The following is a 22,192-nucleotide window of genomic DNA, read 5'->3' as shown; positions in this document are numbered from 1 at the left end:
GAGCGACGCCCTGACCCGCTTGGTGCTCTTGCCTTCAGGACGCGAGGGCGCGCCACCGGAATGGCCCGACCTGTTGGGGGGAGGTGTCCTGCCAGCCATGCTCAGCCGCTTTCATATCCGCTCAATTGGCAAGAGGCGTAGGCGGTGGCAGAGCATCACCATAGCCGGCGAGGGATGAAGAAGATCCGGAATCGCTTTGCACATGATGGGGCTTGGGTGCCTGCATGGCAATCTCCGCGTTGCCATGCGTCACATGGGGGGAAGCGCTGACATGGGCACTGTGCCATGAGGTGGCGGGCGTCGCCTGCGGACGATTGCCCCGAAAGCTCGCCAGACGAACGGCCAGATCGGTATCGCCTGTGCCGGCCGCGCCGGGACGCGTTGTGGCATGAACGACGGCATCATAGCGATGGCTGTGATGGGCTGCCTGCCCCAGTTCATCAGAGACCATATGAGGGCGGCTGCTCTGCTGGGCGAGTTCGACCACAGGGCGTTGGGTGGGCGCGTGCAGGGCATGAGGCGCGGCCGTGGCTGCATGGGCAGGAGGCTGGGCGCGCGGGGTAGCCGAGGCAAGGGCGACACGTGCCGGTGCGGTCGCGGCAGGGGCGATGACCGGCGCGACGGGCAATGCGGGTGCAGAGCGGTGACGAGCGGGCTCGGCGCTCGCCACGAGGGCTGCCGTATCACGTGCCGCCGGAGCGGATGGGGTCGGGGCCACAGTCTTCGGCTCTGCGGGCTTGACCGCGGGGGCGACGACACTCGGAGCGGCGGGGGCGTTCGACACGGCGATGCTCAGGCTCTCGCGCGGATCGCGGAAGGCAGGTTTCGAACTGGGCGCAGGCAGCCCCTCGATCATGCTCGCCAGGCGCACATATTGCGTGGGAGCCATGGGATGAAGCTGCCCCAGGAAACGCCCGGAAAGCGCACTGAGGCGGTCCGGCTGGTTGAGTAGCGCCCATTGGGTCCGCAGCATCGCCGTTTGCTGTCTGACGCGCTCGGTCTTTTGCACCACATTTGTGATGTTCTGATCGAGCACTGTCGTTTCATGCTTCTTCGTATAGAGAAACAGTCCCGAACCACCAGCAAGAAGCGCGCAGAGAAGAGTGAACGGCCGGATCATGAGAGAGACCCCCTAACAGAGGCTGATGGTGCGGTACGAAGAAGGCTACGCAGTTTGGCGCTGCGCGAACGGGGATTGCGACTGATCTCGTCATCCGAGGCGAGGACAGGGCGGGTATGGGGCAGGACGTAATCCGGCGTGACAAAGCGCTCGGCCATGGGTTCATGGCGTGACGGGCGGCTTACCCGCCCCGCGGCCTGGGCAAAGGCGCGTTTCACAAGACGATCTTCCAGGGAATGGAAGGTCACCACCACAAGGCGGCCATTTTCGGCTAACAGGGACGGCGCCTCATCCAGAGCGCGCTGTAATTCGCCGAGCTCGTCATTCACCGCAATTCGCAATGCCTGAAAGGTGCGTGTGGCAGGATGAATGCCTGATTTGTCGGGACGCACGACACTGCGCACGACATCGGCCAGGCGCGCGGTGGTGAGGATCGGTTCTTCCTGACGCGCACGCACGATGGCACCGGCGATCCGGCGCGAAAGACGATCTTCACCGTAATGGTAGATGATATCGGCCAGCTCGGCCTCTTCGGCCTCGTTCACCAGATCGGCAGCGGAGCGACCCGACTGCGCCATACGCATGTCGAGCGGGCCATCATGCCTGAACGAGAAACCACGCTCGGCTTCGTCGAGCTGATAGGAAGACACGCCAATATCGAGCACGATGCCGTCGAAAGGGGCAGCGTCACCGAGGAGTTCCGCCATGGCACCGAACGTGCCCTCTACAGGTATCAGACGATGCGCGGGGGCGTCGGCTGAAAGGGCCGCGGCGAGGGCTTCGGCACGCGCAATGGCGGTGGGATCGCGGTCGATCCCCCAGACGCTGCATGCCGCGCGGGCCAGAATGCCCCGCGTATAGCCGCCTCCACCAAAGGTGCCATCCACGTAACGACCGCTCTCATGCGGTGCGAGGGCGTCGAGGACTTCCGGCAGCATCACGGGGACATGGCCAGGGTCATGGCCGGTCAGCAGAGCAAGGGGAGAGAGCGCATTCATGACGCCACCTCGTTCGGCGCAGCGGCGCGGCTGGTCATGCGGCGCGCACGGGCGCGTGCCTCTTCGCGGCGTTTGGCGCCAGCCTCAGGCTCCCAGATCTGGAATACGCGTCCGAGACCCATGAAGGAAATCTCGTCGGTGAGATTGGCGTGACGCTTGAGCACATCCGGCAGGATGATGCGGCCTTCCTTGTCGGCATCGATCGGATAGGCGTCCGCATAGAGACTGGCGGCGAGGTCGTCATGGTCATCGGAGAAGATATCAAGTGACTCGACAGGACCCGCCAGCGTGGCAAAGGCGGCACTCGGCCATGCCTCGATGCAGGGATGCAGATGGGAGGGACGCAAGATCACGAGGCTCTCATCGGGCTGGGCCTGCGCCCTGAGGGCGGCGCGGAAGGAGGCCGGAATGGACACGCGGCCCTTGGCGTCGAAACGGTTCTGATGCGTGCCGAGAAACACACTCACGCCGTTCGATGCCTCCTCTTTCCGCTGGAGTAATTGCCGCTGATGTTTCGCTCCCGGCACGGGACAAGGCGCTGCGCTTCATGTCAGAAGGACCGTCCGGGATAAATTTGGGATATCATGGGATTTCATGGGACGTCAAACAATTCGCGCGCAAAAACCGCAGAATTTCGGAGTTTTTTTGAATGCGGCAATTTGTATGTTCTTATTATGTTCTTGTGGGCAATAAAAAGAAACTGCCCGGACATCGCAATACATCGTTTTTGTTATGTTCTTATTAAGGCATGGCTGCGGAACATTGCGGCATGATTGTGGCGCAAAATGCCCTTCGAGCCGGATTGGGCCACGTTATTCGGGCGTCATATGTCATGATCCGGCTGCCAGATCCTGCCGCCGCTTCAAGCAGGGACTCTCCCGGGTTTAGGGGGCAATCGAGAGAGCGATCCGTCGCGCTCCGACACGCGGGTAATGTCAGACGGTCTGTAAGCCGGGTTCTGTCCGCCCTGAGGCGGGGCGATCATTCCTCTGGGACCGGTCTTGCAACCGGCCTCACGCAACCAACCCGAATGACAAGGCGGGAGAGCCTCTGATCCCATCCCGGGGGATGGATCCGCCATTCCTATTCGGTCTTGCTCCCGATGGGGTTTGCCCTGCCTCCCGCGTTACCGAAGGAGCGGTGCGCTCTTACCGCACCGTTTCACCCTTGCCTGCAGCCCGAAAGCCGGGCAGGCGGTTTGTTTTCTGTGGCACTTTCCCTAGGGTCACCCCCGCCGGCCGTTAGCCGGCATCGTTCTCCCGTGGAGCCCGGACTTTCCTCCATCACGACGGTTCTCACCGGCGCAGCAGCGATCGCCCGACCGTCTGACGGGCGCAACCTGACCGATGCGCTCCCCAGGGTCAAGCGCCACACCGGGAATTTATCCTTCATTCCACCTCTCATAAGCTTGCCCTGACCGGCGAGCCTGGTCAGGCAGCTGCGAGATGGGCAGGGAAGCGCGTCGTCCCCAGGGGGCAGGGCGCTGAATCGAGGATCGTGATCATCATAGTCCCGCCATGCGGGCCAACGGGAAAAGGAAGGGGGATGAAAGCCGCGCCCGAGGTCCAGCGGCATGCCGATGTATCGCGCGGATGCCATCCTTCCAGCGCTTCGTCGTCAAGATGCACGACAATATCACGTGTGCCCTGGTCGTCGGTGAGCGTGATCCTCCCGACAAGAACGCCCAATGTCCGCCTGTCATCGATGAAGGCGCCGATATCGACCGCAGGGATGAAGCAGCGTGCATGCAGGATCACGGTGCGCGTATCGGCAGGGAGGCCGAAAGCGACCTTCGTCCCGCCGGTGAAGCGGGGCGGGAGGACATGCCCGTGTTCCGTGCTCATACAGAGCCCGGCAGCGCGGGGATCACGCGGGTCGCGTTGACGCGAAAGCGGCGCAATATGACCGTAACGAGCATAGAGAGACGCAACGAAGGGTGGCGTTACATCGATCGGCAGCGGGATAAGCGCAGCGCGGCTTGCCTGAGCACCCTCAGAGGTTGTTCGCTCTTCCGCCGGGTTCGGCTGTGCCGGGAGATAACTCTCGACGGGCAAGCCATTGGCGAACAGGACCTCATGCCTTTCCAGTTCGAGATTGTAGTAACGATAGGGGGCAGAGCCCGTCTCGTAGATGACTGAGTTTTTGTTGACCAGCATGCGGGCAGGGACGCATCGACCCTGAAGATACAGGCAATGTTCAGGAGTAAGCCGCAGATCCCGATGGGGGGCACCTTCACCAAAAGCGTGAGCGCAAACCCGCACAGGATGGTTGGACCAGCATTCCGCAAGGAGGGGATTGGGGGTCTGCTCCCCTTCATGGACAGCGACGATCGGCACCGCCTCGCGGCTCTCACCGCGAAGGACCGTGACCAGATCTCCCGGGCGCAACGTCTCGACGCTACGCTCACCATTCGGAGTGGCAATGAGTGTGCCGGGCAAAAAACACGGCGCGGCGCGCGTGTAGGTCACGCCCTTGTTGCCGTTATAGCTGTCGGCATTTGAAAACGCGTTTCGATCATAACCGAGACCGATATCCAGGCGTATCGTCTTGGTAAGCTGAGTGATCGTCAATATCCCGGTGGCGGGGTCGTAGCTGAAGCTGTTCGACCCGTTTCCATTCCAGACATAGAGGACATCGCCCTGAGAAAAGCCGCGTATTTTCAGATTGACGGGGCCGGACTGGAAGTTGAAGGCGATATAGTTATTCGATCCCTTGAGATTGATCGTCGTATTTGTCATCCCACCGCGCACGGCTAGAGACGAATTTTCCATGTTGATCGTCTGCCCCGAGACGAGAAACAGCGAATAACTGGTCGGATTGCGTGTGTAGCCGTTGAGCTGCACGTTTCTGAGGTTGATCGTGCCCGACCCGGTAATCGAGGCAGGCTGATAGGGCGTCAGCGAGATACCTGTAATATCGATCGTGCCATTATTGACGATGGCGCCTCGCACATTGATCGTCGAGGCACGATCTGAAGACCCGCTGAACCGCATGGTCTGACCGACTGACACGGTGGTCGTCTTCCCGGTGGCCCCCAGCTCGTAGGCGGCCCGTGGCGATATCGCCGCAGCAGCGCGCGCGTAGAGGGCGTTCGCTCCATGAGTATTCACGGGAACTACTTCGTCAGGCATCACTTTATTCCGGCATTTAATGATTATTACATATCAATGCGATGAAGAGGTCTTCATTTCTATGAAGAGAATAAAGTGACGGGGAGTGTCACTGTCAAACCTGTTATTTTCATGCGCGGTAAGCCAAACTTATTCGCGCGATACTTTCAGGGACTGGTCTGTCCTTGATGGCCACGTGTGTAAGATCCTGCCACCGGCGTCTGCGGCAGGTTTCCGCGCCGGATGTTCCTGCTGCACGCCAGTGCCGGGCAGGAGGGGGCTCGCCTGTTCGATGGTGCTTTTATCTGGATCAGGACGTCACCGTGCCAGTACCGTCCTGCGCATGACAGATTCTCCCGCCCAACGTCCCGGATTGCTCTATCGGCTCTTTCTCAACTGGCTCAAACGTGCGGCAGGAGGGCGTGACGGATTGCCGCTTCCGGAGCGCCTGACCCCGGAGACGCTCGCTGCGCTACGCCGGATGACCGGTATCCCGAGTTTTCCTCAGCGGTTCTCCTCCCTCCAGATCAGGGCATGGCGTCCGGTCATGTTGCCCTGTGGTTCAGGCGCGACGGATTGTGACAATCGTCCGGCGCGTCTCTATCGCCCACGAGGAGCCGTGCGCGGTCTGGTGCTTTTCCTTCATGGCGGCGGCTTCGTGCATTGCGACCTGGTGTCACATCACGGAATCTGCTGCCGCCTCGCCCGTCATTCGGGTGCGATGGTGCTCTCCCTCGATTATCGGCTGGCGCCTGAACATCCCTTTCCGGCGGCGGTCGATGATGGATGGGACGCGTTACTCTGGCTCCATGAGCAGGCCAGGCTGCTCGATCTGCCGATTGCTGTGTGCGGTGACAGTGCGGGGGGAAATCTCGCTGCGGTCCTGGCGCGCCGCGCAGGGGCCGCCGGGCTCGAACGCGTCGTCGCACAGCTTTTATACTACCCGACGGTCAGTGGGCTTCTGTCGCCCGTTACGCGTGAGACCTACGCCCAGGGCTATATGCTGACGGCGCGCCTGCTCGACTGGTATGGCCGTCAATATATCCGCAGTGACCGCGACATGCTGAACCCGGATTTCGCTCCGGTCTTCGCCAGCGATCTGGCCCAGGCGCCGCCTGCCATGATCGTCACGGCCGGATTCGATCCGCTGCGCGGTGAGGGGGAGCTTTATGCCCGCTTGCTTCGAGAAGCCGGAGTGACGACGCGGCTTGTCTGTTACTGGCGGGCCATCCACGGTTTCCTCAATTTCTATGCGGCCGTCGTGGAGGGGCGTCAGGCCCTGCGTGTGGGCGGACGCTATCTTCGGGAGCGGTTTGCTGCCTGGCAGGAAGACAGGATCTCGTAATGAGTGACTTCGCTGGGCGGTTCAGCAAAAAAAAGGCCGGAAGTGTCCCCGGCCTTTCTCGTTATTGCTGCGCTATGGCGTGGAACCGACCAGGCGTGCCCTGGTCCGTTGCCAGTAGGCGATCAGCCCGGTTGACCTTGATGGTAAACAGTCGGTCGAAACTGCCCGGCTTGCCTGGACAGCCATTATTGCTGCGTTCCATGAAGTCGATACGCGTTGCTTCCGGCGGGTCATTGCCGTTGACGATGGGCACCAGACATTTTGCCGGGACATCGGTCATGCCATTATGGGTGACGAGAACACGCAGATGTTCGACCAGCTTGGTATTGTCGAACCAGGCGAGGCGATCGAACTGGATCTTGTCTGCTGCCTGATCGAGCCAGCCCATTTTCATGACGAGAATGGCCAGAAGCGAGGCAGGCACCAGTACGACGAGCCGCCGCAGGAGATGCTGCTTGAGCGTGCGCGGCTTGCGACGCCCCGCACGACCCGAGCCGAGGTGGGGGGTGGGAGCGTTCTCTGACCCGGAGGTCGGCGTGCGGGGAGGGGTTTTGGGATCGGAGGCCAAGTCTGCGCCTTATTCCATGTCTTCGTGCCAGATCTGCCCATCGCGAGCGAGCATCTGACGTGCTTCTTCCGGACCCCAGCTTCCAGCGGCGTAATGTGCCATCGGGACCTCGTTCTTGGCCCAGGCTTCCATCACCGGCGCCACCCATTTCCATGCGGCCTCGACTTCGTCGCGGCGGATGAACAATACGGGGTAGCCACGGACTGCGTCGAGCAGCAGGCGCTCATAGGCATCGGGATAGCGCACCGAGAACTCGCGCTCGAAATGCACGTCCAGCGTGGTTTCCCACAGGCCGAATTCGTCATCCATCGGGTTCTTGACGTTGAACTGCCAGGAAATGCCTTCATCCGGCTGGATGCGGATCACAAGCACGTTCTTCTCGGGCTGGGACGGGAAGAGCTTGGTGGCAGAGGGCTTGAAGGTGACGACGATCTCGCTGACCTTGGCCTTCAGGCGCTTGGCCGAGCGGATATAGAACGGCACATTCTTCCAGCGCGGGGTGTCGATCTCCGCGCGCAGGGCAACGTAGGTTTCGGTGTTGCTCTCATGGCCAAGCTCGTCCAGATAACCATCGACCGTCGAGCCCTTGCTGTGGCCCTTAGTATATTGCGCGCGCACCGTGCTGGTGGGCAGGCTGGCGGCATCGAGGGGGACCAGGGATTTCAGCACGGCCACCTTGGCGTCGCGTACGTCATCAGCCTGAAGCGTGTCGGGCTTTTCCATGGCAACCAGGCACAGCACCTGCAGCAGGTGGTTCTGCACCATGTCGCGCAGTGCGCCCGAATTGTCGTAATAGGCCGCGCGCCCTTCGACACCGACGAGTTCACCCGCTGTGATCTGCACGGATTCAATATGCTCACCCGACCACACCGCTTCGAAAAGCGGATTGGCGAAGCGGAGGGCGATCACGTTCTGGACGGTTTCCTTGCCCAGATAGTGATCGATACGGAAAACATAGCTTTCCTTGAAGTATTGGCCCACAGCCTCATTGATCTCGTCGGCAGACTTCAGATCGATGCCGATCGGCTTTTCCAACACCACACGGCTGTCTTCGGTGATCAGCCCTTCATGATGCAGGTTCTTCGAGATTGCGCCGTAAAGGTCGGGGGCGGTCGCGTAATAGAACACGCGCACATGGTCTTCCGCCTTGTGGCTCAGGACCTCGCGCAGGCCTTCCCAGTTGCTGTCAGGCTTGGAGCCATCGAGGCTCACATAATGGACCATGTCGAGAAAGCGATCGACCACATCCTCATCGAAATCATCCGACTTCACGAAGCGCTTGAGCGCGTCACGGGCACGGCTCTGATACTCGCTGCGCTTGAGCGGTGAGCGTGCCGTCCCGATGATGCGAGCTGTATCAGGCACCTGTCCCATGGTCAGACGATAGTAAAGGGCAGGCAGCAATTTGCGCATCGTCAAATCGCCGGTGGCGCCGAAAATGACGTAGTCGAATGGGGCGACCTGGTGGCACTGGGTCATCTTCCTGGCTCTCCGGTTCCGAAATGGGCAGTGCGGTCTTATGACATGCACCGCTCGTTAGCGACAAGGGTGCAAGGCAATGCACCAGGGCAGCACAAGGTTCCCATGCGATAGGCGTTGACCCGGACACTCCCGGCGCGATAAGCCGCCCCTTCTTCCCCCAATGCAGGCGGGCGCTGCCTTCATGCATCTGGTGCGGTTTCGGTCCGCCAGGGCCAAGCGCAACCCCCGTTTTTCGAGGTCATCATGTCCGACATGCCTTTTGATATCGACGAAGCCGCCGCCAGCCGCGCGCGTCAGGCTGCCGATCCTGACTCGAATGTGGGCGGCATTGCCGTCGACCGTCTGCGCAGCGTGATCGAGCGCGTCGAGCGCCTGGAGGAAGAGCGCAAGGCCCTTGCTGGCGATATCAAGGATATCTTCAGCGAGGCCAAGTCGGCCGGGTTCGACGTGGCCACGATCAAGAACATCATCAAGCTGCGCAAGAAAGAGCCCAACGAGATCGAGGAGCAGGAGACGCTTCTCGACATCTATCGCCGCGCCCTCGGCATGTAACGCCTTCGCAGGGCAGGCCTGATACGGCATTGCCCCGCGGGTTCCGTGAAGATTTGAAGACACGGGCCGATCCCGACTGACAGGGTGTTTCGCCATTGTTATGAACCGCCGCAATTCCGGCTTTTCATAACTGGCAGGGTGGCGATGTCAGCGGCTCAATGGTGCCTCGAGCAATCCGTCTGGGTTTCCCTGCACGAACGTGTGCGGCGTCAGAGCCGACGCAGCGATACCGATGATCTGCTTCAGACGGCACTGCTCCATCTGTTCGAGCGCGGTCTGGACGGGATCGATCATCCCGAGGCCTATGTGCTGCGCGCCACGCGCAACCTGGCGATCGATCGGGCAAGGCGCGAGAAGCGTATCCGGTTTTCCTCACTCGACGATGAAGCAGGGCTGGACCCGGTCTGCGCAGCACCCGGCGCCGAGCGTATCGTGCTGGGGCGTCAGCAACTGGCCCGTATCCGCGCGGCATTTGCCGAGCTCGATGCGCGCACTGCCCGCATCTTCCTCCTGCACAGGCTCGACGGGCTGACCTATAGCGCGATTGCCGGGCAACTGGTCGTAAGTGTCAGCACGATCGAGAAATCGATCGCCCGCGCGCTTGCCCATCTGGCGCTCGCCCTCATGGATGAGGGCAGCTCGTGACACCAGACCACGTCGAACAGGCGGCGGACTGGCAGGCGCGTCTTCTCTCCGATCGCTGCTCGGATCAGGACAGGGCGCGTTTCCACGCCTGGCTAAGAGAGAGCGAGGCTCATCACAAGGCCTATGATCTGGTTTCGCAGATATGGCAATCCGGCAGTTTTGCGCCAGCGCAACGTGCGGCGCCGCACTCTCGTCGGGCGGTATTAGGCGCATTCGCCCTCTGCGCCGCCGGCGCCGTTGCGGCGCCCCAGACCGCCGATGCGCAAAGCATCAGGACGGGGAGGAACCAGACGCGCCATGTCGTCATGGGTGCCGTGACTGTGCAGATGGACGCCTGTAGCGCCCTCACCTGCGGGCCGGAACGTCACAAGCTCGATTTCGGCCAGGGACGGTTTGCGTTCTCACTCAGGCCAGAACAGGCGGCCCTCCGTTTCGGATGCTGCGCGTGGCGCATTTCGGGGGAGCGCGGTGATTATGCGCTCGATGTCACGCCCGATCGTATGATCCTGGCCGTGATTTCGGGTGGATTGAACCTGCACCATGTGCATGCCGCGGCAGCGCGGCTCGGCCCCGGGCAACTCATGGTGTTCGACCGCCGGACCCTGCAGGCGCGGGTTACGGAGGGGCGGGTGGACGATCTGCTGGCCTGGCGAGAAGGGCGAGCGATCTTTCATGAAACCCCGCTCGATCAGGCGGTTGCGGAAATGGCGCGTTACAGCGACAGATCCGTGGTTCTGCTTTCGCCTTCTCTCGCGCATCTGCGTTTGAGTGGGGTATTTCATACGCGTGACCCGAAGCGTTTTTTCAATGCGCTCGCCCATCTGTTGCCGTTGCGCGTGCTGATCGAGCGCGACCGTATCGCGATTGTTAAGCTTTGATGAAACGGCAGGCGGGATGATGAGGAGGATTGGGTCTGGGTCGTCAAGCAGGACAGAGACCATTTCCGATCCCATCCTGAAAGACAACCGCGCTTATGATCCGTGTTCCCTGCCACGTGTCCGCCAGACGCAAGAAGCTTGCCCTGGTTCTTCTTTCGCTTACGGCATGGCCGCATTCGGGTCTTGCCCAGGGACCGGGTGGGACGAATACGGCCGGGCTGGACTCTGCCGATACGCTCAAGGCGCTGAGTCTGAGCCAGCCCGCAGGCGCGCTGGAGGACGCTTTGACCGGTCTGGCCCGTCAATCGGGGCGCGATATTCTTTTTTCCAGCGATCAGGTTCGCGGCAAGAGGGCACCCGCCCTGAAGGGCAGATTGACGCTGGATAAGGCGCTGGACCGGCTTCTGGCCGGGTCTGGCCTGAGTGCCCATGTCCAGTCCGATGGGGCGGTGGTCATTGCCAATGCTGCGCGTGGGAGCAATTTCGCCCATGATCAGCATGGCGAGAAGACGGGGCAGGAGCATATTACGGTTATCGGGCGCGCTGAGCGTCTGGCTCCTTCCACGGTGCCGCTGACCATTACCGAGCCGACTTCCGTCATTCAGAGGCGCTTCATCACCAACAACATCGTGCCGCTCGCGAGTGTGGATGACATCATCAAGTTCCAGCCCAGCATCTGGACCCAGAATCCGAACGGTCCCGGCATGGGCAAGGCCGAGACGATGAGCCTGCGCGGCTTCCAGGACGGTCAGTACAATATGCTGTTCGACGGCATCCCTTTCGGGAATGCCAGCGACCTGCACCATACCACCTCTTCGCTCTTCATCTCGCATTTTCTGGGTCAGGTGCAGGTCAATCGCGGTCCTGGCACTGCCTCGACCATCGGGAATGCGACCTTTGGCGGCACGATCGGCTTTGAATCCCGCACACCCGCCAATCGCTTCGGGGTGACGCCTTATGGCACCTATGGCAGTTTCAATACGCGTGCAGGCGGTGTCGAGGTCGATTCAGGCAAGACGCGCTTCGGCTCCATGGTGCTCGATCTGCAGCACGAGGAAACGGATGGATATCTGACCGGCTCGGGCGAGCGGCGTAACAATCTGCTTTTCAAGGACGTCGCAAGACTAGGGGAGAACACGACCCTGACTGTGCTGACCACCTATAACTGGGAAAATCAGAATACCACTCAGGGGGCGACGCTGGCGCAGTATCGCAAGTATGGCAAGGATTACGGGTTGTGCTTTAACGCGACATTGCAGTGCTATGCCGGGTATCAGCCGAGCACCTATACCTCCGACTTCGATTATGTCGACATCAAGAGCAAGGTTCTGCCCTGGCTCACCGTCGAGAACCGGCTCTACACGAACGGCTTCGAGCATGATTACACGGAATCGATCGATGCCAGCTCGGATGATCCAGGCGCCAATGGCGTGACCTTCTATTCTGCGAGCGGCAAGAAGCTTGCGACGTACAAGAGCGACGTGCCCGGCAAATATGCTGATGCCAAGTTCCGCGATTACGGCGATACCCTGACCTTCAAGGCGCATACCTCTCAGGGCGATGTGCTGCTCGGTGCCTGGGCTGATCTGCAGGATGATCGGCGCTATACCTATGCACTCGACCTGACAAAGGGCGGGATCATGGTGCCTGGCAAGAATGGCTCGGCCTATAGCTATGACATCTCGGATTTTAATACGACGGTGCAGCCCTATCTCGAATTCGACTGGAAGCCGTTCAAAAACACTATCATCAAGCCCGGCATCAAATATTCCTATTTCCGGCGAGACTATGATGCTGCGGTCAATAAATCGACCAAAGTGCCGCTGAACGCGACCCAGAAATTCACCTCATGGCAGCCGTCGATTTCTGCCAATCAGATTATTCTGCCGGGTTGGAGCGCCTACGCCCAGATTGCGCGCGGCTTTCTGGCACCACCCATGAGCGTGTTTCAGACTCAGAATGTCGGCAATGTCAGCCCCGAAACGACGCTGAACTATCAGCTCGGTACAGTGGTGCAGCAGAAGCGCTGGACGGTGTCGTTTGACGCCTATTACATCAATTTCTCCAATTTCATTGCCTCGGCTCAGATCAAGGTGCCGGGCTTCGGCACCCAAAGCACTTCGGTCAATAGCGGTGGTGCGATCTACAAGGGGCTCGAAGTCGAAGGGCAATACGCCATCGGGCATGGCGTGTCTCTCTACGGCAATTACAGCGTGAATGACGCGCAATACAAGCACAGCTCTGTCCGTGTTGCGGCGACTCCCAATGTGCTCGCGTCTTTCGGCGTGCTCTATGACGATAACAAAGGCCCCTATGCCTCGCTCATCGGTAAGTTTGTGGGGAATCATTATGGGCTCGACAGCACCACCAACAGCAGCGGCAACACGGTCTTTGCCAATCAGTACCGTATCGGAAGCACCACTACGGCCGATCTCGCTTTGGGGTGGCATTTCAAGAAGCTGGGCGGCTTCATGCGGGACGTGACGCCCAGCCTCAAGATTTCGAACCTGTTCAATAATCGCGCGATCAGTGATTTCGCTGGAAATCAATCAGCAGCCAGCGCGGGTTATCCCGATGGTGCGCCGCTTTACTGGCGTCTGGCAGGGCGCTCCGTGTTCTTCAACCTGACCGTCACCCTCCCATGAGAAGAGCGCTCCTTCTCTCTTCGTTGATCGTGCTCGGGTCGAGCCTGGCGCCTTGTGAGGCTTCCCCTGCAGGGCTGAGCGTGTCGGCTTCCTCGCCTGGCGCGCAGGACAGGCTCGATCGCGTGGTGCTTGTTGCACGGCACGGCATACGCAGCCCTACGCAGGACCCGGCCACATTGGCCCGGGAAACCGGGGTGATCTGGCCTGAATGGCCTGTCGTTGCGGGGCAGTTGACCGATCACGGTCGGGCTACGCTGCGGGTCATGATGGAGGATATCGCCCGATTCTATGATCTGGCCTGCAAGACGATCAGACACTCCGCACAGCAGAGACCCTGCCTGTCGCGGCCCGCTCCCGTCATCTGGGCCGACTCAGCCGATGAACGCACGATGCAGAGCGGCGAGATCATGGCGGCTGCCTTTACGCGTAACGACGCCATCGGGGCGCAGGGTCTCTTCCTAGGGAAGCGTGATCCTCTGTTCGAGGGTGCATCCCCCGGCTTCATCACGCAGAATTACGGGGCCATCCATCAGGACGTCGAGGGCGCGCGGGAGGAAGACCGCGATCACCGGTCCGCAGCAGTAAGCGAGGGACTTGCATCCCTTCAGGCCTTCCTCGCGCCGCGAGGATGCGCAGACAACACCGAGCCTTGTTTTGCCGAAGCGCTTACGACCGGGCAGAAAAAAGGCCGCCCAGTGCTGGAGGGGGGAGGCGTTCTGGCGGCATCTCTCGCTGAAAATCTGCTTCTGATCTACGTCGAGGGCCTCGATCGGTCACACCGGGAGCAGACTAGTCCAGACTGGGTAAAGCGGATCGATCCTCGGCTCCTGTCTCGCGTCCTTCCCGTGCATGAGGCCATGGCGCGTCTCACACGGCGCCGGGGTGTGCTCGTACAGGAGAAGGCGCATCTGCTGGCAGAAGTGATTGAGCGTTTTCTCTCTGGTGAGGCGGTGAGGCTGTCCGACACCATGCCGCTGGGGCGCACCACCCGCTTCCTGGCTTTTGCCGGGCACGACACGACACTGGATGCCCTTGCCGCTCGTTACGGTCTGGACTGGCATTTCAGCGATCAGCCAGATGGCACAGCGCCTGACACTACAATGGCATTCGAGCGCTGGCTGAGCCCGTCCGGGGTGGTGTCGTATCGGGTGCGTTTGTTCCATCAATCCCTGGCGGCGTTGCGCGAGGGCAGGGGGCTCGACCTGCGTCATGGCGGGGCCGTCCTGCTCGCGCCGGGCCGCCTGTGAGGTCGGTCCGCACGCGTCGAAATCCGTGAGCCAGGTCCTGGACAGGTACCGTAGAATATCCCTCTTGGCGGAGTCGATAAAAATAGCATAGATCGCAGATCATGACGACCGCGCTTCTCTCACTTCCACTCTGGATGCAGTTCCTGGCAGGATTTGTCCTGCTGGGACTGGGGCTCATGTTCATCCTCATGCCGTTCTCGATTTTCGGCGTGAAGCCGAGGCTCGAGGAGGTCGAGCTGCAGCTCAATGAGGTGCGCGCCGAATTGCGGATCATCGCCATGCGTCTGGGCCAGAGTATTCCCGAGACAGGCCCTTCAGGTGAACCTGTCTATGCGCCCCCGCGGCGCAGCTCCGCGCCTATCGAGAATCGCACGGCTGAGCCTGCTCGCGTGCCTGAAATCATGCCCTGGTCGACCGAGGCGAACCGTCAGGCCCCCCAGCGCCCCGTTCAGCCCCGCGATGACGGTGCACGGGGCGATGCTCCGCCCCGCGAGGCGTTCCCCCAGCGTGACATGGTAGCAGAAGACCGGCGGGATCGTGCGCCAGAGCGGCCCTTGGATCGAGCCCAGGAGCGTCAGACGCCGCCGCCCGAGGCGCGCGATGATTACAGCTATGCCGAATCCGGTGCGCAGGAGAATATCGAGCGTATTCTGCGTCCGACCCATTTCGACCCCCCACCACCGCGCGAGGCCCCGCGTCCGCCCCGCCCGCCCGTAGGGCAGGAAGCGCGCAGCCCTAATCAGGCCGTGCCAGATGGCGATGAGGCGTGGCGGCTCAAGGCGACCCGTCCTGAAGCTGCCCGTTCGGACATGTCGCGCCCTGACGCTTCCCGCTCCGATACCTCTCGCCCCGATACTTCTCGCCCTGACTATTCGCGACATGACGGGTATCGCGTGGAGGGACAGCGACAGGAAATGGCTCCCCGCAGCGCCGCGGCCGAGGCGGAGAGGTTGCGCCAGGCCGAGGAGGCCGGTGCGCGTCGTGTGCGTTCCGAGCCGACCCTGCGTTGGCCCCCCCGGCCCTGAGGCCCACGCGGCGACATAATGCGCCGCTGTTCAAGCAAAGCGCACGCACCGTCCTTGTGGCGATAGTCGCCCCCCAAGGCCCATCTCAGTGGGCACGTTGCCTCCGAAGGGGGGGGGCATTCGCGATCCATTTCAATAGGTGAGCCTCTCTCCGGTCCGGGGTACCGCCGGGCGGGAGTGCGCCCTCGACGGGTCATGTTCCGTTCCGGGAGCTGGATGTCGAGCCATGCGCGAAGCTGACGAGCGGCCGATCAAGCCACGTCCAAGGCCGGATTAATGGTAAACGCAATGTGTTAATCGAGAAACATAATTTAATATATAGTAAATATACAAAAAGTCGATAGTCACTACCAACAAATTGCATCGTCATCTCGAATAGAGTATCCCAATTTGATTGCATACAAGAAATAAAGCTGGCGATTCTCGTTTATCGTCCCTTGGCACGATCGTGTATCCTGCACGGGTGAAGGTGAGGACAAGGAGTCACAACAACATGACCCGTAGACATGATGAGGCCGCCCAGCGCGCCGCGACCGAGGCTTCCCAGATACGCGACCGTCGATCCCTGCTGGCCGGCGGGGCCGCATTGTTGACAGCACTGCCTATAACGGCCGGTGCGGCCTCGTTGAAAGGGACCACGCCTCAACCCGCTCCCGCATTCAGCGCGGGGAGCATCCATGCCGGACGTGGATCGCAATTGGCGGGACGCGTCGCGGTTGTCACGGGCGCCGCTCGAGGCATAGGTCGGGCGATCGCGGTGGAATATGCGGCTAATGGGGCCGATGTGGCCGTGATCGATATCGCAGGGCCCATCAGCTCCGTTGCTGACGCCGTGCCCGCAACGGGCGATGAACTGGAGGAGACGGCGCAGCAGATAAGGGCCTTTGGCCGCCGGACGATGGTGATCAAGGCGGATATCCGGCAGATCGCCCAGATGCGTGCTGCGGCGGCGCAGGTTTCGCAAACTCTCGGACAGATCGATATCCTTGTCGCAAATGCCGCCATACAGGGCTGGAAAGCCATACTCGATATGGATGACGCCGATTGGGATGATCAGATCGAGAATAATCTGAATGGAACCGCCCGAACCCTGCGGGCCTTCGTTCCACATATGATCAAGCGTCCCGGAGCCCGTGTACTGATCGTCTCGTCGATGCAGGGGCGTCATGGAACACGTAACGGATCGAGCTACTCGGCCTCCAAATGGGGCCTCATCGGGCTCATGAAATCCGCCGCCATGGAGTTCGCTCCGTATGGCATGACGGTCAATGCGGTGATCCCCGGCCTCGTCGGCACCGCGCTGACCCTGAATCCCCAGCGTCTGGCAGCAGTTGAGGAGCAGGCCCACCACTCGGTCAAGGGCCAGGTTTCACCGGCCAGAGCCTGGCGCGATCGCGCCCGGAGCGAGGTCGAACCGGTGGGATGGCTCCAACCGGAGGATATTTCTCCGATCGCCGTATTTCTGGCGTCAGAGGCTGCAGCCCTCACAACCGGTGCGGAATTCGAGGTCAATGGAGGGGATAGCGCTCTGATGACCTGAATTCCGATCCGGTCATCAAGCCGTGCGGACATTGCCGGATCCGCCATGGCGTGTGTTCGGCGGGTCATTGCGCGCCGTTGCAAGTCAGACAGGGTAGCGTAGGGAGTGTGTGGGCCAGAGCTCCTCGCTCGTGGGGATCAGCGTATCAGGACGAGATCGTCGCGATGAATCAGCTCGTCGCGCCCGCTATGGCCAAGGCAGCGCGTGATCTCTTCGGAACGATGACCGGCAATCCGGCGCGAGTCCTCGGCATCATAGGCGGTCAGGCCGCGACCGATTTCGTGACCGGCTGCGTCACGTATCACCACCAGATCGCCCTGTTTGAACGTGCCTTCGACCTCGCGAACGCCTGCGGGGAGCAGGGAGCCGCCATTGAGCAAGGCACGGGCTGCACCTTGATCGATGATCAGACTGCCCTTCGTCTCAAGCGCGCTGGCAAGCCAGCGCTTGCGTGCCGAACCAGCATCCTCGCTGGCCAGAAACCAGCTGCAGCGTCCTCCATCGAGCAGGCGGCTGACCGGGTGCATCGAGAGCCCGGACGCAATGGCCATGCGCGCTCCTGCACGGGTGGCGATCTGCGCGGCCAGCAGCTTGGTGTGCATGCCGCCGGATGAATAGCCCGGTGGCGGAGCGCCTCCCATGGCCATGATCGATTCCGTGAGGGTCTCGATTTCGGGCAGATGCTCGGCCTTCGGGTCCAGCCTTGGATCGGCAGTGTAGAGCCCATCGATATCGGAGAGCAGGATCAGCGTATCCGCGCCGATCATTTGCGCCACGCGCGCGCCGAGGCGATCGTTATCGCCGAAGCGGATTTCGGTGGTGGCGATGGCGTCGTTTTCGTTGATGACCGGGACGCAACCCAGAGCGAGCAGGGTACGCAGAGTGGCGCGCGCATTCAGATGTCGCTCGCGATCTTCCGTATCGCCCGGCGTGAGCAGCAATTGCCCCGCAGTCAGACCCTGAAGGGCCAGAGCGGCGCTCCAGGCCTGGGCGAGCTGGATTTGTCCGACACTGGCAGCGGCCTGTTTCTCCTCCAGGCGCAGCCTGCGCCCGACCAGCCCCAGCCGGGTGCGTGCCAGAGCAATGGCACCGGAGGAGACGACGACCACATCCGTGCCCTGGGCACGTAGTCGGGCAATATCCTCGCAGACCGTATTGAGCCAGTCATGGCGAAGCGCGGCGTTTTCGGCATCGACCAGCAGGGCCGAGCCGATTTTGATGACGACGCAGCGCGCTTCGGCCAGACGGTTTGTCACGGGGTGTTCTCGCGTTCTTCCAGACGGTATTGGGTGACGCGATCCTGCACGATACGCAGCAACTCGGCCAGCCCCTCATGAGTGGCTGCCGACAAGGTGAACACTTCGGCCCCTGAGGCCTTAGCCAGTGCTTTGGTCTTGGCCGTGATCTGGGTCTTGGTCAGGGCGTCGCATTTGTTGAGCACGATGATTTCCGGCTTCTCGGCCAGTGTCTCGTCATACGCCGCGAGCTCGCCGCGGATCATGCGATAGTTCTTGACCAGCTGGCTCTCTGTGCCATCCAGAAGATGGATCAGCATCGCGCAGCGCTCAACATGGCCGAGGAAGCGATCGCCCAGCCCGGCGCCCTCGCTGGCGCCCTCGATCAGCCCAGGGATGTCCGCGATGACGAATTCTTCCGTGGCCGAGAGACGCACGACGCCAAGCTGGGGGTGCAGCGTGGTAAAGGGATAATCGGCAATCTTGGGCTTGGCGCGCGAACACACCGAAAGCAGCGTGGATTTACCGGCATTGGGAAGACCTACGAGCCCGACATCGGCGATCAGTTTCAGGCGCAGCCACACCCAGCGTTCCTCACCCGGCCAGCCCTTGTCGGCGCGGCGCGGGGCACGGTTGGTGCTGGTCTTGTAATTGGCGTTCCCGAACCCGCCATCGCCGCCCTTGCAGAGCAGCACTTCCTTGCCGGGCTCATCGAGATCGGCCAGCATGGTCTCGCGATCATCGTCGAAAATCTGAGTGCCGATGGGCACATTGATGATCACGGTTTCGGCCTTGGCACCGGTGCGGTCGGAGCCTGCACCATTCCCGCCCTTGCGGGCACGGAAATGCTGAGTGTAGCGGAAATCGATCAGCGTGTTCAGGTTTGGGACAGCGCGGAAGACGACATCGCCACCGCGACCGCCATTGCCCCCATCGGGACCGCCGAACTCGACATATTTCTCGCGACGGAACGCAACAACACCATCCCCGCCATCGCCGGAACGCACATAGATCTTGGCCTGGTCGAGGAATTTCATGGTCTGTCTCGTCTTCGTCCAAAAATAAACGGTCCAAACAAGAAAGGCCGGCCCATGCGGACCGGCCTCTCCCGTCAACTGGTTGTGGCCAGTCTTTACTCTGCGGCTTCTGCCAGCGTCACGGAAACGTGGACGCGGCCTTCGGCGCGGCGCGTGAACTTCACGGCGCCATCGGCGAGGGCGAACAGGGTGTGGTCACGACCGACGCCAACATTCGAGCCGGCCATCATCTTTGTGCCGCGCTGACGGACAATGATGTTGCCTGCAAGAACGGCTTCGCCGCCGAACTTCTTGACGCCGAGACGGCGGCCTGCACTGTCGCGTCCGTTACGGCTCGAACCGCCTGCCTTTTTTTGTGCCATGGAGGTCTCTCCTTCTCTCTAGCGTCAGTTACGCTGCGTTGATCGCGTCGATGCGCAGGACGGTCACGTGCTGGCGGTGACCATTCTTGCGGCGGCTGTTCTGCCGGCGACGCTTCTTGAAGATGATGACCGTGTCCAGGCGGTCCTGGGCGATCACGGTTGCCGTAACAGTGGCGCCAGCAACGAGCGGGGCGCCGATCTTGATGCCGGCGTCGGAACCAACGGCCAGAACGTCGGAGAAGGTGATGGTCGTGCCGGCTTCGGCTTCGAGCTTCTCAACCTTCAGCGTGGCCTGCGGGGCGACGCGATACTGCTTTCCGCCGGTGCGGATGACTGCGAACATGGTTTAACTCTCTATCAATCCGATCTCTTGGCAATTTTGCCGGGGTTTTCCCCCAGTCGGCATTGCCCAGTCGCTTTTTATTATTGGCAGAAGGCGCAAGCGCTCCCGCGAGGGGGGCTCACTACAAGAGCGGGGGCCGGTCCGTCAATGATTATCGAGCCGGGCCGGAGGGAAAATCGCGGCCATGCGTCCCTGGCAAATCGGGGCAGGGTGAAAGAATCGTTTCATCCCCTCTTGCAAGGGGCATGATCTGCCCCCTATAAGCCGCCCACGACCGGGTGATCCTGTTACGGAGAGGTGCCAGAGTGGTCGATTGGGACGGTCTCGAAAACCGTTGTGCCTTCACGGGCACCGTGGGTTCGAATCCCACCCTCTCCGCCAGACCCGCCTTACGGGTCCCTTCGGATCAGCCGGTCGCTTTCCCTGATATAATGCGGTGAAATCCTCTGTTTCTGATGAAGCAGAACGTGCGCCCCTTTTCCTGTGAGCAGGTTGTTTTGCGCCTCTTAGTCCGGACGCCCCGCACGCTGAGCCTTTCATTTCTTTCTGACGTTGCTCTGGAAAATGCCCTGAGGAAAAGGGTAGAGGCTTCGTTACCCATTGAGAAAAAGGAATGCGAACCGGTTGATAACCGGTGCTCGCGCCAAGGAAGACAGGACGACAAGATCGTGAAAAGCGATATCTGCCCGCAATGCGGCTGTGAGCATATCTATCAGGACGGCGGGCTTTGGGTCTGCCCCGAATGCGCGCTCGAATGGAGCATTGCCGAGGGTATGCCTGCCCAGGCTGATGACTCGGTCATTCGCGATGCGAATGGGAATCCCCTTGCGGATGGGGACACCGTGACCATTATCAAGGATCTGAAGATCAAGGGGTCGTCTTCCGTTATCAAGGGGGGCACCAAGATCAAGGGTGTGCGTCTTACTGACGGGCATGACGGTCATAATCTCTCCTGCAAGGTGCCCGGCATCGGTGCCATGAATCTCAAATCGGAATTCGTCAGAAAGGCCTAGGGCCTGACGGCACGCGAAGGAGCCAGCCTCATGTCGAGCGAAAGGTTTGTGGCGAGGCGCATCGATCGTCGGAGAATGCTGGCTTCGACCCTGTTTGGCTCGGTCGCGACTTTAGCGGGCTGTCACGGACCCTCCCGCCCGAAAGCGCCCGAACAGGTCGCGCTCTGGCCTGATGCACCGCCAGGCGGCGGAGGGCCGAAGGGCGTCGAACAGGCTACCAAGACGGGAGCGCTCTATAATGTCGCGGAGCCACGCCTGGAAATCTTCCGGCCCGAACGCCCCAATGGCAGTGCCGTTCTTGTGGCGGCGGGTGGAGGCTATCAGCGTATCGGCATGCAGCGAGAGGCTTATCCGGCGGCGCGCTGGCTGACGGCACGCGGCATTACGGCCTTCGTGCTGGTCTATCGCCTTCCGAGTGAGGGATGGAGCGAGGGTCCTCTTGCTCCGCTTCAGGATGCCCGTCGCGCCCTTGCGCTGATTGGGCAACGCGCCCGCTCGGAAGGAATCGATCCTGCGCGCGTTACCCTGCTCGGATTTTCCGCCGGGGGACATTTGATGGGTATGACCGCGACCCACTGGCAGGGAGCCGGTCCGCTGGCATCGCTTGCTCTGGGCGCTCCGGCTGTGCGCCCCGCAGGAGCTGCCCTGATCTATCCGGTCATCACGCTTGAAAAGCCCTATGACCATACTGCGACGCATCGCGATTTGGTGGGCACAGATCCGGATCCGGCACTGGCCCGGCTCTGGTCCGTCCAGAGCCATGTGGCCCCAGGCTACCCCCCTGTCTTTCTGACGCATGCCAATAACGATCGCATCGCCAACCCGTATAATGCGGCGTTGATGGCCGAGACCTGCGAGGCGATCGGCACGTCTGTGGCCTATCACCGTCTCTCCTCTGGCGGGCATGGTTTCGGTATGGGCGAGCCCGATCGCGTTACGGCTGAATGGCCCTTATGGTATCATGACTGGCTGGCTGCACGCGGCATGATCTGAACGCAGAACAGCCCATTCTTCCTCACCGATCGACAGGGCTTGTCCAGAGCCTGC

The 22,192-nt window shown here is 61.3% G+C and carries 20 protein-coding genes, 1 tRNA gene and 1 other RNA gene; 11 read left to right on the top strand and 11 right to left on the bottom strand.

What is annotated here, in order from left to right; translation table 11 throughout:
* Window positions 1–121: 121 nt before the first annotated feature.
* The 5 genes from C0V97_RS13210 to C0V97_RS13190 form a co-directional block, all read right to left on the bottom strand.
* A complete protein-coding gene (locus C0V97_RS13210) occupies window positions 122–1,120 on the bottom strand; it encodes a hypothetical protein (protein ID WP_127103044.1) in 999 nt (332 codons plus the stop codon).
* The gene (gene rsmH / locus C0V97_RS13205) at window positions 1,117–2,118 is read right to left on the bottom strand and encodes a 16S rRNA (cytosine(1402)-N(4))-methyltransferase RsmH (RefSeq protein WP_127103043.1); all 1,002 of its coding nucleotides are present in this window, start codon (window positions 2,116–2,118) and stop codon (window positions 1,117–1,119) included. Before rsmH ends, C0V97_RS13210 begins: the two co-directional genes overlap by 4 nt.
* Window positions 2,115–2,585: a division/cell wall cluster transcriptional repressor MraZ gene (mraZ, locus tag C0V97_RS13200; protein ID WP_127103042.1), complete on the bottom strand. Its 471-nt coding sequence runs from the start codon at window positions 2,583–2,585 to the stop codon at window positions 2,115–2,117. The genes rsmH and mraZ overlap by 4 nt, the downstream gene beginning before the upstream one ends.
* Before the next feature lie 464 nt (window positions 2,586–3,049).
* Window positions 3,050–3,447, bottom strand: an RNA gene (gene rnpB / locus C0V97_RS13195) — RNase P RNA component class A.
* 101 nt (window positions 3,448–3,548) lie between these two features.
* Complete coding sequence (locus C0V97_RS13190; RefSeq protein ID WP_127103041.1) at window positions 3,549–5,249, bottom strand: Hint domain-containing protein; 1,701 nt, start codon at window positions 5,247–5,249, stop codon at window positions 3,549–3,551.
* Window positions 5,250–5,571: 322 nt separating this feature from the next.
* Here C0V97_RS13190 and C0V97_RS13185 point away from each other — a divergent pair, with 322 nt between their 5' ends.
* Window positions 5,572–6,573 (top strand): alpha/beta hydrolase, encoded by a 1,002-nt coding sequence (locus tag C0V97_RS13185; RefSeq protein ID WP_127103040.1) that lies wholly within the window; start codon window positions 5,572–5,574, stop codon window positions 6,571–6,573.
* Between the two features lie 61 nt (window positions 6,574–6,634).
* On the opposite strand, the gene C0V97_RS13180 is transcribed toward C0V97_RS13185, so the two are convergent.
* Complete coding sequence (locus C0V97_RS13180) at window positions 6,635–7,141, bottom strand: hypothetical protein (RefSeq protein ID WP_127103039.1); 507 nt, start codon at window positions 7,139–7,141, stop codon at window positions 6,635–6,637.
* 9 nt (window positions 7,142–7,150) lie between these two features.
* Window positions 7,151–8,620 carry a glucose-6-phosphate dehydrogenase gene (zwf, locus tag C0V97_RS13175; protein WP_127103038.1) on the bottom strand — a complete coding sequence of 490 codons (1,470 nt, stop codon included), beginning with the start codon at window positions 8,618–8,620 and terminating at the stop codon, window positions 7,151–7,153.
* Window positions 8,621–8,875: 255 nt separating this feature from the next.
* Here zwf and C0V97_RS13170 point away from each other — a divergent pair, with 255 nt between their 5' ends.
* From C0V97_RS13170 to C0V97_RS13140, 7 genes are all read left to right on the top strand, one after another.
* Window positions 8,876–9,175: a DUF2312 domain-containing protein gene (locus tag C0V97_RS13170; RefSeq protein ID WP_051395789.1), complete on the top strand. Its 300-nt coding sequence runs from the start codon at window positions 8,876–8,878 to the stop codon at window positions 9,173–9,175.
* 144 nt (window positions 9,176–9,319) lie between these two features.
* Window positions 9,320–9,820, top strand: a complete 501-nt coding sequence (locus C0V97_RS13165; RefSeq protein ID WP_127103037.1) for an RNA polymerase sigma factor — start codon at window positions 9,320–9,322, stop codon at window positions 9,818–9,820.
* The gene (locus C0V97_RS13160) at window positions 9,817–10,698 is read left to right on the top strand and encodes a DUF4880 domain-containing protein (protein WP_127103036.1); all 882 of its coding nucleotides are present in this window, start codon (window positions 9,817–9,819) and stop codon (window positions 10,696–10,698) included. The genes C0V97_RS13165 and C0V97_RS13160 overlap by 4 nt, the downstream gene beginning before the upstream one ends.
* Window positions 10,699–10,793: 95 nt before the next feature.
* Window positions 10,794–13,343: a TonB-dependent receptor gene (locus C0V97_RS13155; RefSeq protein WP_233582164.1), complete on the top strand. Its 2,550-nt coding sequence runs from the start codon at window positions 10,794–10,796 to the stop codon at window positions 13,341–13,343.
* Entirely contained in the window at window positions 13,340–14,590 is a 1,251-nt protein-coding gene (locus C0V97_RS13150) for a histidine-type phosphatase (RefSeq protein ID WP_127103035.1), read from the top strand. Before C0V97_RS13155 ends, C0V97_RS13150 begins: the two co-directional genes overlap by 4 nt.
* Window positions 14,591–14,691: 101 nt before the next feature.
* A complete protein-coding gene (locus C0V97_RS13145) occupies window positions 14,692–15,615 on the top strand; it encodes a hypothetical protein (protein ID WP_127103034.1) in 924 nt (307 codons plus the stop codon).
* 493 nt (window positions 15,616–16,108) lie between these two features.
* Window positions 16,109–17,155 (top strand): SDR family NAD(P)-dependent oxidoreductase, encoded by a 1,047-nt coding sequence (locus tag C0V97_RS13140; protein ID WP_127103033.1) that lies wholly within the window; start codon window positions 16,109–16,111, stop codon window positions 17,153–17,155.
* A gap of 137 nt (window positions 17,156–17,292) precedes the next feature.
* Here the strand turns inward: C0V97_RS13140 and proB are convergent, their stop codons facing one another.
* The 4 genes from proB to rplU all read right to left on the bottom strand — a co-directional run bounded on the left by proB (window position 17,293) and on the right by rplU (window position 20,132).
* Window positions 17,293–18,411, bottom strand: a complete 1,119-nt coding sequence (proB, locus tag C0V97_RS13135) for a glutamate 5-kinase (RefSeq protein ID WP_127103032.1) — start codon at window positions 18,409–18,411, stop codon at window positions 17,293–17,295.
* Window positions 18,408–19,427 (bottom strand): GTPase ObgE, encoded by a 1,020-nt coding sequence (gene obgE, locus C0V97_RS13130; protein ID WP_127103031.1) that lies wholly within the window; start codon window positions 19,425–19,427, stop codon window positions 18,408–18,410. The genes proB and obgE overlap by 4 nt, the downstream gene beginning before the upstream one ends.
* A 95-nt stretch (window positions 19,428–19,522) precedes the next feature.
* A complete protein-coding gene (gene rpmA / locus C0V97_RS13125; protein WP_127103030.1) occupies window positions 19,523–19,789 on the bottom strand; it encodes a 50S ribosomal protein L27 in 267 nt (88 codons plus the stop codon).
* A 28-nt stretch (window positions 19,790–19,817) separates the two neighbouring features.
* A complete protein-coding gene (rplU, locus tag C0V97_RS13120; protein WP_023977545.1) occupies window positions 19,818–20,132 on the bottom strand; it encodes a 50S ribosomal protein L21 in 315 nt (104 codons plus the stop codon).
* A gap of 291 nt (window positions 20,133–20,423) precedes the next feature.
* Between rplU and C0V97_RS13115 the strand changes: the two genes are divergently transcribed.
* From C0V97_RS13115 to C0V97_RS13105, 3 genes are all read left to right on the top strand, one after another.
* Window positions 20,424–20,513 (top strand) — tRNA-Ser (locus C0V97_RS13115).
* Window positions 20,514–20,797: 284 nt separating this feature from the next.
* A complete protein-coding gene (locus C0V97_RS18720; RefSeq protein ID WP_127103065.1) occupies window positions 20,798–21,145 on the top strand; it encodes a zinc ribbon domain-containing protein YjdM in 348 nt (115 codons plus the stop codon).
* 30 nt (window positions 21,146–21,175) lie between these two features.
* Window positions 21,176–22,138 (top strand): alpha/beta hydrolase, encoded by a 963-nt coding sequence (locus C0V97_RS13105; protein ID WP_127103029.1) that lies wholly within the window; start codon window positions 21,176–21,178, stop codon window positions 22,136–22,138.
* Window positions 22,139–22,192 lie beyond the last annotated feature (54 nt).

The sequence above is a fragment of the Asaia sp. W19 genome (assembly GCF_003994335.1).
Taxonomy (GTDB): domain Bacteria; phylum Pseudomonadota; class Alphaproteobacteria; order Acetobacterales; family Acetobacteraceae; genus Asaia.
This window is presented reverse-complemented; position numbering and strand designations above follow the sequence as displayed.

What these genes read in the sequence shown, in the direction of transcription:
- C0V97_RS13210 (WP_127103044.1), bottom strand. Translation starts at nt 1,120, where the DNA reads ATGATCCGGCCGTTCACTCTTCTCTGCGCGCTTCTTGCTGGTGGTTCG.
- rsmH (WP_127103043.1), bottom strand. Translation starts at nt 2,118, where the DNA reads ATGAATGCGCTCTCTCCCCTTGCTCTGCTGACCGGCCATGACCCTGGC.
- C0V97_RS13190 (WP_127103041.1), bottom strand. Translation starts at nt 5,249, where the DNA reads ATGCCTGACGAAGTAGTTCCCGTGAATACTCATGGAGCGAACGCCCTC.
- C0V97_RS13185 (WP_127103040.1), top strand. Translation starts at nt 5,572, where the DNA reads ATGACAGATTCTCCCGCCCAACGTCCCGGATTGCTCTATCGGCTCTTT.
- zwf (WP_127103038.1), bottom strand. Translation starts at nt 8,620, where the DNA reads ATGACCCAGTGCCACCAGGTCGCCCCATTCGACTACGTCATTTTCGGC.
- C0V97_RS13170 (WP_051395789.1), top strand. Translation starts at nt 8,876, where the DNA reads ATGCCTTTTGATATCGACGAAGCCGCCGCCAGCCGCGCGCGTCAGGCT.
- C0V97_RS13165 (WP_127103037.1), top strand. Translation starts at nt 9,320, where the DNA reads ATGTCAGCGGCTCAATGGTGCCTCGAGCAATCCGTCTGGGTTTCCCTG.
- C0V97_RS13155 (WP_233582164.1), top strand. Translation starts at nt 10,794, where the DNA reads ATGATCCGTGTTCCCTGCCACGTGTCCGCCAGACGCAAGAAGCTTGCC.
- C0V97_RS13150 (WP_127103035.1), top strand. Translation starts at nt 13,340, where the DNA reads ATGAGAAGAGCGCTCCTTCTCTCTTCGTTGATCGTGCTCGGGTCGAGC.
- C0V97_RS13145 (WP_127103034.1), top strand. Translation starts at nt 14,692, where the DNA reads ATGACGACCGCGCTTCTCTCACTTCCACTCTGGATGCAGTTCCTGGCA.
- C0V97_RS13140 (WP_127103033.1), top strand. Translation starts at nt 16,109, where the DNA reads ATGACCCGTAGACATGATGAGGCCGCCCAGCGCGCCGCGACCGAGGCT.
- obgE (WP_127103031.1), bottom strand. Translation starts at nt 19,427, where the DNA reads ATGAAATTCCTCGACCAGGCCAAGATCTATGTGCGTTCCGGCGATGGC.
- rpmA (WP_127103030.1), bottom strand. Translation starts at nt 19,789, where the DNA reads ATGGCACAAAAAAAGGCAGGCGGTTCGAGCCGTAACGGACGCGACAGT.
- rplU (WP_023977545.1), bottom strand. Translation starts at nt 20,132, where the DNA reads ATGTTCGCAGTCATCCGCACCGGCGGAAAGCAGTATCGCGTCGCCCCG.
- C0V97_RS13105 (WP_127103029.1), top strand. Translation starts at nt 21,176, where the DNA reads ATGTCGAGCGAAAGGTTTGTGGCGAGGCGCATCGATCGTCGGAGAATG.